This window comes from Deltaproteobacteria bacterium (assembly GCA_016219225.1).
In the GTDB taxonomy this organism is placed as follows: Bacteria; Desulfobacterota; RBG-13-43-22; order RBG-13-43-22; family RBG-13-43-22; genus RBG-13-43-22.
This window is the reverse complement of the sequence record JACRBX010000298.1, coordinates 1-6,971: the sequence shown is the minus strand read 5'-3', so window position 1 is coordinate 6,971 and position 6,971 is coordinate 1. Positions and strand designations below refer to the sequence as shown.

At 49.5% G+C, this 6,971-nt stretch carries 7 protein-coding genes; all 7 read left to right on the top strand.

The annotated features are described in order from the left end of the window. Positions 1-54 precede the first annotated feature (54 nt). Positions 55-1,680, top strand: a complete 1,626-nt coding sequence (locus HY879_24280; GenBank protein ID MBI5606463.1) for a hypothetical protein — start codon at positions 55-57, stop codon at positions 1,678-1,680. Positions 1,681-1,700: 20 nt separating this feature from the next. Beyond that, positions 1,701-2,930 (top strand): DUF1329 domain-containing protein, encoded by a 1,230-nt coding sequence (locus tag HY879_24275; protein MBI5606462.1) that lies wholly within the window; start codon positions 1,701-1,703, stop codon positions 2,928-2,930. A 274-nt stretch (positions 2,931-3,204) separates the two neighbouring features. Beyond that, positions 3,205-3,765 carry a DUF523 domain-containing protein gene (locus HY879_24270; GenBank protein ID MBI5606461.1) on the top strand — a complete coding sequence of 187 codons (561 nt, stop codon included), beginning with the start codon at positions 3,205-3,207 and terminating at the stop codon, positions 3,763-3,765. Between the two features lie 70 nt (positions 3,766-3,835). Further along, entirely contained in the window at positions 3,836-4,594 is a 759-nt protein-coding gene (locus HY879_24265) for a creatininase family protein (protein MBI5606460.1), read from the top strand. A gap of 28 nt (positions 4,595-4,622) precedes the next feature. Beyond that, the gene (locus HY879_24260) at positions 4,623-5,522 is read left to right on the top strand and encodes an isoaspartyl peptidase/L-asparaginase (protein ID MBI5606459.1); all 900 of its coding nucleotides are present in this window, start codon (positions 4,623-4,625) and stop codon (positions 5,520-5,522) included. A 69-nt stretch (positions 5,523-5,591) separates the two neighbouring features. Continuing rightward, positions 5,592-6,749 carry an amidohydrolase gene (locus HY879_24255; GenBank protein MBI5606458.1) on the top strand — a complete coding sequence of 386 codons (1,158 nt, stop codon included), beginning with the start codon at positions 5,592-5,594 and terminating at the stop codon, positions 6,747-6,749. Positions 6,750-6,799: 50 nt separating this feature from the next. Then, on the top strand, positions 6,800-6,971 hold a 172-nt coding region (locus tag HY879_24250; protein MBI5606457.1), incomplete at its 3' end, for a nitronate monooxygenase.

Genomic DNA, 6,971 nt, shown 5'->3' with positions numbered 1-6,971 from the left:
TACCTTACACCTTGGACCTTATACCTTTATTTAAACTTCGAAAGGAGGAAAGGAATGTTAATAAAGAGTGTAAAAGGAATGTTGGTAAGCCTGGTGTGCCTGGTTTGCCTGGCTCTTTTGATTCCCCACCAGGGGTTGGCCTTTGACAAGATCACCTTCGGGGAAAACCAGGAATTGACCATCTGGGGCTGGCTGCGCAACAATACCGGCGTTTTTTTAGAGAAACAGCCCTATCAACAGAACGATGACCGTCTGGCCACCGAAAGGACCTGGCTGCGGACTTATGCTGACTGGAAGGTTTCCGACCATTTTAAGCTCTATACGGCCATCCAATTTGCTTATGAACCCTGGTACAAGGTCGAGGACGGGTCGGTGAGCCAGAAGGGCGGGGAGGAATACAGCGAGTACAGAAACCTTAATGATGTCATCCGGGAGGGTTATATTCAAATTACTCCCAATAAAAAGAACGATATCAAGATCGGCCGGCAGATCGCCATCTGGGGGGAATCCCTGACTGAGCGGGTGGGAGATGTCATTCATCCCGATAATTCTCGATATGCTTTGGCTTTTTCCAACCTGGAAGACAGCCGGATTCCACAGTGGATGATCCGGTCGATCCATGACGTCGATCTTCTGAGCTCGAGCTTCGAATGGATCGTCAATCCTCTGCTGGTGGATGACAAGTACCGGGTCAACCGGATACCGCAATTAGCCAATCCTGCCCTTATTCAGGCCGGACAGCGGTTCGCCATCAATCCTGAGGACCGGTTTCTGCCCCCCAATTCCGTGGGGAACACTCTCATTTTCCCCCAAGCGCCGGGAACGTCCTTTCCACCTTTTTCCAGGGGCTGGACCCAACTGCCGTCCTTTATTCCAGGTCCTATGGCCGGTAAATGGGTTCCGACGGAAATCCCCACGGTTAAGGAAGTATTTCCCGACAATACTATCGGCGACACCCGCTTCGGCTTCAGGACCAGCACCAATGCCAATGGTTATTTATTCGGTCTCATGTACTGGCATACTCATAACTATGACTCCTCGTTCAAGAGGGGAAATCTGACCGGAAGAATGATCCAGACCGGCCCGGATACCTTCCTTCCGGAGCGACAATATACTTTGGTTCATCCTTCCATGGACATCATCGGGGGTTATATGAGCAAACAACTTCCATGCCCCGGGGTTATTCGAGCGGAAGCCATTTATTCACCAAACAAACCTTTCAACACTTTTGATCCAACGGTTTTCGATGCCATCGTCACGAGGGATTATTTCAAATACATGATAGCTTATGACCTCAACAGTTTCTTTTATTTCGATTGGCATAACACCGCCCCATTTGACCTATCGATCGAGCATGTGGCCGAATACATCCCTAACGCAGACAATCTCCAATACATCATCTATGCTACCAAATACCCGTCGTATGTGCCCCGTTTTAACGGCCGTATAGCCACCAACTGGCTCTATAACCGGATCTCCACGGAATTGGTGGTCAGTTACTGGCCCTGGGCCAACAGCGGGCTGATTATGCCGGCCGTAAAATGGACCCCGGGCTGGTTGAACCAAAAATTTTCGGCGGAATTGAAGTACATCAATGTCTATGGGGACAACAACTATGAGGGGCTGGGCATCCTGCGGACCAAGGATATGATCGTCCTCACCACCCAGTTTAATTTTTAGGCTTAAGGAGGTTATAGACTATGCAAAAGAAAATTTTTAAATTCTGGAGGCTGCTGGTGGCCGCCCTGGCGCTATCGGGTCTCTTGGTTGCTTCATTATCTTTTGGCCAGGAGATACCCAAGCCCGGTACAACCATTGATAAAAGTAACTACAAAAAATATATTCACCTCTTCCCCGAAGAATTTCTGCCGGCCTTTGAAGACGGGTGGGGGCTTATCTCCCCTATTCAAATGAAGGTGGTTGAATCCAAACCCATTTCAGTTCCCAGGGAGTATCTGGCTCTATCCGCAAAAAATAAAAATAAATACAGTCTGGATACTCATGGGAATCTCACGGGGGGTTACAATAGAGAAGGTTTTCCTTTCCCGGACCTCCAAAGAAATGACAAGGATTTTGTCACTAAGTTCATGTGGAATTACGATAGTCGGTACGTCTTTGATGAAGATACCGATCACGGTGGGAACTCCTTCGAAAAGAGAAAAGGAGAGGATCTCCGGTGGACTAAATTCCAATATATTTTTTGTTATTTCAAGGATCGATTAGTCGTTTCTCCCAAACCTGATCTACCGAATCCTCAAGGCATCTATAAAGCCTCCCTGATACAATTTTTATATCCCGACAGCATAAAAAACACCATGGTCCTCGTCTACCGTTATGTGGACCCGAAGAAACCCGATGACAGCTATCTCTTCCTGCCCAGTATGCGGCGGGTTATAAGGGCGGAAGCCGGGCAACGCTCAATCCCTGCTATGGGCACCATTGCCGCGGGAGATGACGTCTGGGGTTTTGACGGTAGGATTACGGAATTTAGCTATAAGCTCGTAGGGGAACAGAAGGTATTGGGCATCACGGACAATACTTTTCATCCTAGATCGGCAAACTGGAAGAAAAACGATCTTCCCTTTCCTTATGATAATTATGAAGTCCGGGATACCTATGTCATCGACATCAAGCCCAAAGACCCCAAATATCCCCAAAGCAGAAAACGAATTTGGGTGGATAAGGAAGACGGCAGCACCATCTATTACATTATCGCCTGGGATCGGGCCGGCAAGGTCTGGAAGATCTGGATGCAGCCAATGAGGCGCCACGCCATGTTGGGAATCAAATATCCGATATTGGATGGGGCTTTCGGCATTGATGTTCAATTCGGCATGGCCACCTATTACAGCCCCGAGATAACCGTTAATGACCAAAAGTATACCTATAATGATTTTTCTCCGGCCAGTTTGCTGAAAAGGGGCAGATAGCCTTTATTTATCAGCAGTTTGCGGAAAAGCTCATTTTTTACAGGTTGCTCAAAAAGTCCGGATACAAGGTGACCAGGATTACGAGGAATGAAGCGACCATAAGTACGTCGCATAAGCCTGCCCCACTGAAAAGTGGGGAGGCATAAGGACAATACCGCCGTTGGCGGGATAGATAGGACTTTTTGAGCAACCTTTTAGTACGTTTTTTATTTTATTTGCTTAAGTGTTTTTAATCCATCTGGTGTAAAAGCCAGATGGGCAAAGGGAGCTTCTCATGTTTGCCGATAACAGGAGCAAGAAGATCATCATCCTTGCACACTGTCTGCTCAACCAGAACTCCATCTCAGATGGTACAGCAGACTGCCCGAGCCAATTCCGGGAGATCATAGATCTGATCATGAAAAATCAAATAGGGATCCTACAGCTTCCTTGCCCGGAAGTAATGTGCCTTGGACTTGACAGGGGAGATCGGCAAGGAGGAAAAAGGCAAGTGCTGGAAGAGAATACGCGGATCGGAAACCTAATGAGTGAGATGGTCAATCAAAAGCTATTAAGAGTCAAGGCCGAAGAAGTGGCGACCCTGATACAAGATTACCGGTCATATGGATTTAGAGTCATTGGGGTTGTAGGTATAAACCGGTCTCCAAGTTGTGGGATTGAAACGACCACGAAAGACAATGCGGAAGAAAAGGGAAAGGGCGTTTTCATGGGCCTGATCTCGGAGGCTTTTGCAAAAAGGGCGCAAAACATAATGATGATCGGTGTGAAGACAAGCGAGATAAAAGAGTCCGTAATGAAACTAAAGCAATTCATCCATAAAGAGAAGGATGGGTGAAAATGCGCCCGTCTGAAACCGCTTATTCTTAACCCCTAATCCAATATTTTTAAGTAAGGAGGACTTTTTTATGAGTATTCTCCAAAAAATGACCGGAAACCAGTACCTGCACGGAGAAAAACACGATAAAGCCATTATTGCCGTCGGTTCATGCGAGAATCACGGTTTTCACTTGCCTTTCGGAACGGACACTTATGTCTCAACCATTCTGGCCGAAAAGGTGGCTGAGCAAGTCAAGGGATTGCTTGTATTGCCATCGGTCAATGTCGGTATGAGCGAACATTATTCTCATTTTCCTTTGGCTATCAGCTTGCAGCCTGAAACGCTGATTGCCTTGCTCAAAGATATATTGCGTTCGGTGGTCAAAAACGGCATTAAAAAAATCTTTATTATGAACGGCCATGACGGCAACATTTCACCTATCGAGATAGCCACCCGATCTATAAAAATAAAGTTTCCGGAGGTCAGGATCGCTTCACTGGATGCCTGGTGGATAACCGCTGGAAAACTGATTCCTCCCCACACCTTCGAGGTCTGGGACGGAATGGGCCATGCCGGAGAAGGGGAAACCTCTATGGGCCTCGCCCTTTTCCCGGAGCTGATTGAGATGAAGCACGCCCGAGGTGTAGTGCCCAAACTGCCGGAGGGTATAGACATCAAATGGAATTTTGCTGAGTTGACCGACTGTGGCGCAACCGGCGATCCCACAAAAGCCACGGCGGAAAAGGGGCGGATGATGGAAGAGGCCTTGGTAAAGACCATAGTCCAATTTATTAAAGATATGGATGCCTGTGACTGGCATTACAACTCTGACCGGTCGGCTTTATAAGCCTGCAGGGATCCAAAAGATCAATTAAATGAAAGCCATTCTTGTCCACGGAAGTGTAGAGACCAGTTGTGCCAAGCCCTATCTGGCATCCCTCAGACGGGCCGCTCTTGCCGGTTACCGGGCTCTGGAGGCCGGACCCCTCGATGCGGTGGAAAGGTCGGTCATGGCCTTGGAAGATACCCCGCTCTTTAATGCCGGGTATGGCTCGGTGCTTAATCTTGAGGGGGAAGCGGAGATGGACGCAGCCATTATGGACGGTGCGACTGGCCGATGTGGTGCCGTTGCCGCCATCCAGGAAGTGAAAAACCCGGTCTGCGTGGCGCGGAAGGTCATGGAGGAAACGCCCCACGTGCTCCTGGCGGGGAAAGGCGCTACCCATTTCGCCCGGCATATGGGGTTTGCTCCGTTCAACCCGGTGACGAACCAACAGCGCGGATTCTGGGAGAAGGCTCTTTCTGCCCAGGAAAGGAATCAAAATCAGCCATTCAGCGCCTTCACCGGGTTCCCCAAATCCTGTGATACGGTCGGCTGCGTTGCCGTTAAGAACGGATATTCTGCGGCGGCGTCCAGCACGGGGGGAACTTTCTTAAAGCTCCCCGGCCGAGTAAGTGATACCCCCGTGATCGGGGGAGGAATTTATGCTTCATCTTATGGAGCTGTTGTTTGTACCGGAATGGGAGAAACTTTTATCAGGAATCAGACCGCTTCCTGTGTCTTGAATATGATCGCCCGGGGCATAAGCCTCCAGGCCGCCACTACTGCCGCCATCCAACGCTTAGTGGGTGAGAAAATCATTGGGGGCATCCTGGCAATTGATACCGCAGGAAACTGCGCGGCGCTTCATAATGCACATAGCTTTCCGGTGGTCTTTGTAATCGACGGCAAAATAGTGAAGGGTTTTACCTCAACCCGGATACCACTGGCATAGGAATGCATAGCTTCCTAAAGGATGTGGAAGAAGTAAATGCAATACAAATTTCGTAAGGAGGATCATTAGATGGATGTGACAACCGATGTATTGGAATATTGCAGGAGTATTCGCCGCCACCTGCACCGCTTTCCGGAATTGGGTTTCAAAGAGGAAAAGACCTGTGAATATATTCTGGCCAAACTGGATGATCTGGGAATTGAGGGCAAGCGAGTGGCGGGCACAGGGGTTTACGTCGTAATAGATTCCGGCCGGCCCGGGCCGGTCCTGGCCTTCAGGGCGGATATCGACGCCCTGCCCATTCAGGAAGAAAGTGATGTGCCCTACACCTCCACGGTGCCCGGAGTAATGCACGCCTGCGGCCATGATGGGCATACCGCCATACTTTTAGGGCTGGCCTCCATGTTACAAAGACACCGGGACAGTTTGAAGGGCAAAATAATGCTGTTGTTTCAGCCCGCCGAGGAAAACCCCCCGGGAGGTGCCCGGCCCATTATAGAAAGCGGAATACTGGAAGGTGTAGAGTCCATTTTCGGCCTTCACATTGTCCCTTTGATGCCTTTGGGGATAGTGGGGATCCGGCCCGGACCGATGATGTCCGCCCTCAGTGAATTCACTGTTAAAATATCCGGGGCGGGGGGACACGCGTCCTTGCCTCACCTTTGTGTGGACCCGATTGTAACGGGTGCGCAGTTGGTCTGTACCTTGCAGACCGTTGTCAGCCGCCGGGTAGATCCCGTCGAACCGGCTTTACTTACTGTGGGACGTTTTTCTGCGGGAACCGTGTCCAGCACTATTCCCGGTTCAGCGGAGCTTTCAGGCTGCATCCACTGCCATTCGGAAATGGTCCTCTCGTCGATGGAGTCCGATTTAAGGCAGATGGCCGAAGGGGTCTGTGGATCAGTGGGAGCCAGTGTAAGTATAGATCTTAAAAGGCAATACCCGGTCCTGGTCAATGACGAAAGGCTGACCTCTCTGATTGAAGAAACTGCCGGCCAGTTGCTGGGCAGCGGGAACGTGGCCCGTGTTAGCCCCGTTATGGCCTGTGAAGATTTCGCTTACTATGGGAGGATTTGCCCATCGGTCTTCTTTATTCTGGGTGGAGGTAACCCAGAAAAAGGATTTGTTTACCAGAATCACAATCCCCGTTTTGACTTTGACGAAGAGGCTATGCCCCTTGGAATTCAAATATTCCTGGGGGCAATGGAAAGGATGTGGGAGAAATAAGTCCCGCCCTGAGGCCTTCGTATTCTATTCTATTAAAGGAGATTTATGCTATGAAAACAAGACTAACTGAAATGCTGGGTATTCAATATCCGATCGTCTGCGGGGGATTGATGAGACTGGCCTATCCACCCCTGTGCGCCGCTATTTCCAATGCCGGCGGTCTCGGAAACCTGACCTCCACTATGTATCAGGACAAAGCTGAACTAAAATCGGCCATAAAGG

Bases quoted from the DNA above. Each gene is read 5' to 3' on its own strand.
- HY879_24275 (MBI5606462.1), top strand. From the start codon at position 1,701: ATGCAAAAGAAAATTTTTAAATTCTGGAGGCTGCTGGTGGCCGCCCTG.
- HY879_24255 (MBI5606458.1), top strand. From the start codon at position 5,592: ATGGATGTGACAACCGATGTATTGGAATATTGCAGGAGTATTCGCCGC.
- HY879_24260 (MBI5606459.1), top strand. From the start codon at position 4,623: ATGAAAGCCATTCTTGTCCACGGAAGTGTAGAGACCAGTTGTGCCAAG.
- HY879_24270 (MBI5606461.1), top strand. From the start codon at position 3,205: ATGTTTGCCGATAACAGGAGCAAGAAGATCATCATCCTTGCACACTGT.
- HY879_24280 (MBI5606463.1), top strand. From the start codon at position 55: ATGTTAATAAAGAGTGTAAAAGGAATGTTGGTAAGCCTGGTGTGCCTG.
- HY879_24265 (MBI5606460.1), top strand. From the start codon at position 3,836: ATGAGTATTCTCCAAAAAATGACCGGAAACCAGTACCTGCACGGAGAA.